At 38.7% G+C, this 2029-nt stretch carries 2 protein-coding genes; one reads left to right on the top strand and one right to left on the bottom strand.

Annotated features, from left to right (window positions below; translation table 11 throughout):
• Positions 1-226 precede the first annotated feature (226 nt).
• Positions 227-1219, bottom strand: a complete 993-nt coding sequence (locus AC3DU7_RS32315; protein ID WP_488043313.1) for a ribose-phosphate pyrophosphokinase — start codon at positions 1217-1219, stop codon at positions 227-229.
• Between the two features lie 338 nt (positions 1220-1557).
• Here AC3DU7_RS32315 and AC3DU7_RS32310 point away from each other — a divergent pair, with 338 nt between their 5' ends.
• Complete coding sequence (locus AC3DU7_RS32310; RefSeq protein WP_488043312.1) at positions 1558-2016, top strand: GatB/YqeY domain-containing protein; 459 nt, start codon at positions 1558-1560, stop codon at positions 2014-2016.
• Positions 2017-2029: the final 13 nt, after the last annotated feature.

Below are 2029 nucleotides of genomic sequence, written 5' to 3'. Positions count from 1 at the left end.
TCCCAATTTTATTATGATTTTATCTTAGTGGAGTGCTGAAGTAGGTAGACCCTTGTGGGTCTAACCCTCCACAGTAAAAAAAGACTAACTTTCCAAATATCCAGCTCCCAAAATTTCACAAAAATTTTCTTTTTATTAATTTTTCGTGAATATTAAATTGTCAAAATTCTTCCCTCCCCAAATTATAGTGAGGAAAGCGTGAGCTAGCATATCAGAGCAATAAATTTTAGCGAAACATACTACTAACTGAAGTATCCTCATGAATGCGCCAAATAGTCTCACCCAATAAATTTGCCACCGAAAGAACAGTCAACTGAGGAAAACTATGTTCCTCCAAGAATGGGATAGTATTAGTAACAATCACCTCTTCAAATACTCCACTAGAAAGACGCTCCACTGCTGGCGGTGAGAATACTGCATGAGTAGCACAAGCATAAACTTGTCGCGCCCCTTGTTCGCGCAAAAGTCGTGCCCCTTCAGAAATGGTACCACCTGTATCAATCATGTCATCTACCAACACAGCAGTTTTTCCCTTAACATCACCAATCACATTTAACACTTCTGCCACATTATGAGCTTGGCGACGTTTATCAATAATTGCTAATGGGGCATCATTTAACTTTTTCGCAAAAGCTCTAGCTCTAGCCACCCCACCCACATCCGGAGAAACAACAACAATATCAGATAAATTCTTACTTACTAAGTAATCTAAAATTACCGGTAAACCATAAACATGATCGAACGGAATATCAAAATAGCCCTGAATCTGGGCAGAATGCAAATCCATTGCTAGAATGCGATTAGCACCAGCCTCAGTTATCAAATTGGCCACTAATTTAGCAGTAATTGATTCTCGGCCAGCAGTTTTACGGTCTGCTCTAGCATAACCATAGTAAGGAATAACTGCAGTAACTTGTCTGGCAGAAGCACGACGGCAAGCATCTACCATGATTAACATTTCCATCAAGTTGTCATTAACTGGACGACAACTAGGCTGAATTAGATAAACATCACAGCCTCGAATTGATTCTTGAATTTGAACATATAGTTCTCCATCTGCAAACCTTTTTCGTACCATTGGGCCTAAATCTAAACCCAGATATCTAGCTACTTCCGTAGCCAAAGGAGCGTTAGCAGATCCAGAGAAAAGTCTCAATCTATTATGATCGTTAGCAGTAGCAGGCACAGGAGCCTGAATTGGTAAAGTAGCACGGATCACGGCAAGCCCTCGCAGCACCTCTATTCATTGCAATCTTATCATCTCAAACCAAAAATTTTCTTCCGTATTTTTATTGATAGAAAGATCGTAATATACCAGTAATATTTGCTAAATTAAGTCAGACAAATGTTGAATATTTAGTAAGAAAATTACGGAAGTCTTTAGAAAACGTAAAATATCTTAAGTAAATTCCATTTTTCTGATAATTATTAACTCCTTAAGTCAAAAGTCAAAGTTCCAAAGTCAAAAGCAATGTATGTTTGACTGAAAAGCTTAACAGAGTACTAACATAACTTGTAAAATGACTTTAGAGTGATATTGGTATCCGGAGTGAGATTATGAGTTTAAAGGACAGAATTACAGAAGATATTAAAGTGGCGATGAAGGCCAAAGATAAGGTTCGTCTGGAAACAGTTCGTAGCATTAAAAAAGTAATTCTAGAAGAAGAAAGCAATGCTAGGGCAGCAGGAAAGGATTCTCTAACAGAGACTCAAGAAATGGATATATTAACAAGATTGGCTAAACAACGACGGGATTCAATAGAGCAATATACTCAAGCAGGTCGTCAGGAACTAGCAGATGGAGAGGCTGCAGAGTTGGCCATTCTTGAAGAATATCTACCAAAACAATTGTCTGATGAGGATATTGCTCAGGTTGTTGATGAAATTATTGCTCAGGTAGGGGCTAATTCTCCGAAAGATATGGGTAAAGTAATGGGTCCGGCCATGCAACAGTTGAAGGGTAAGGCTGATGGAAAGAAAGTGCAGGAGGCTGTTAAGGCTAGGCTTAATTCTTGAAGAAGGCAGAAGG

The organism is Okeania sp., assembly GCF_983059655.1.
This window is presented reverse-complemented; position numbering and strand designations above follow the sequence as displayed.

What these genes read in the sequence shown, in the direction of transcription:
- AC3DU7_RS32310 (WP_488043312.1), top strand. Translation starts at nt 1,558, where the DNA reads ATGAGTTTAAAGGACAGAATTACAGAAGATATTAAAGTGGCGATGAAG.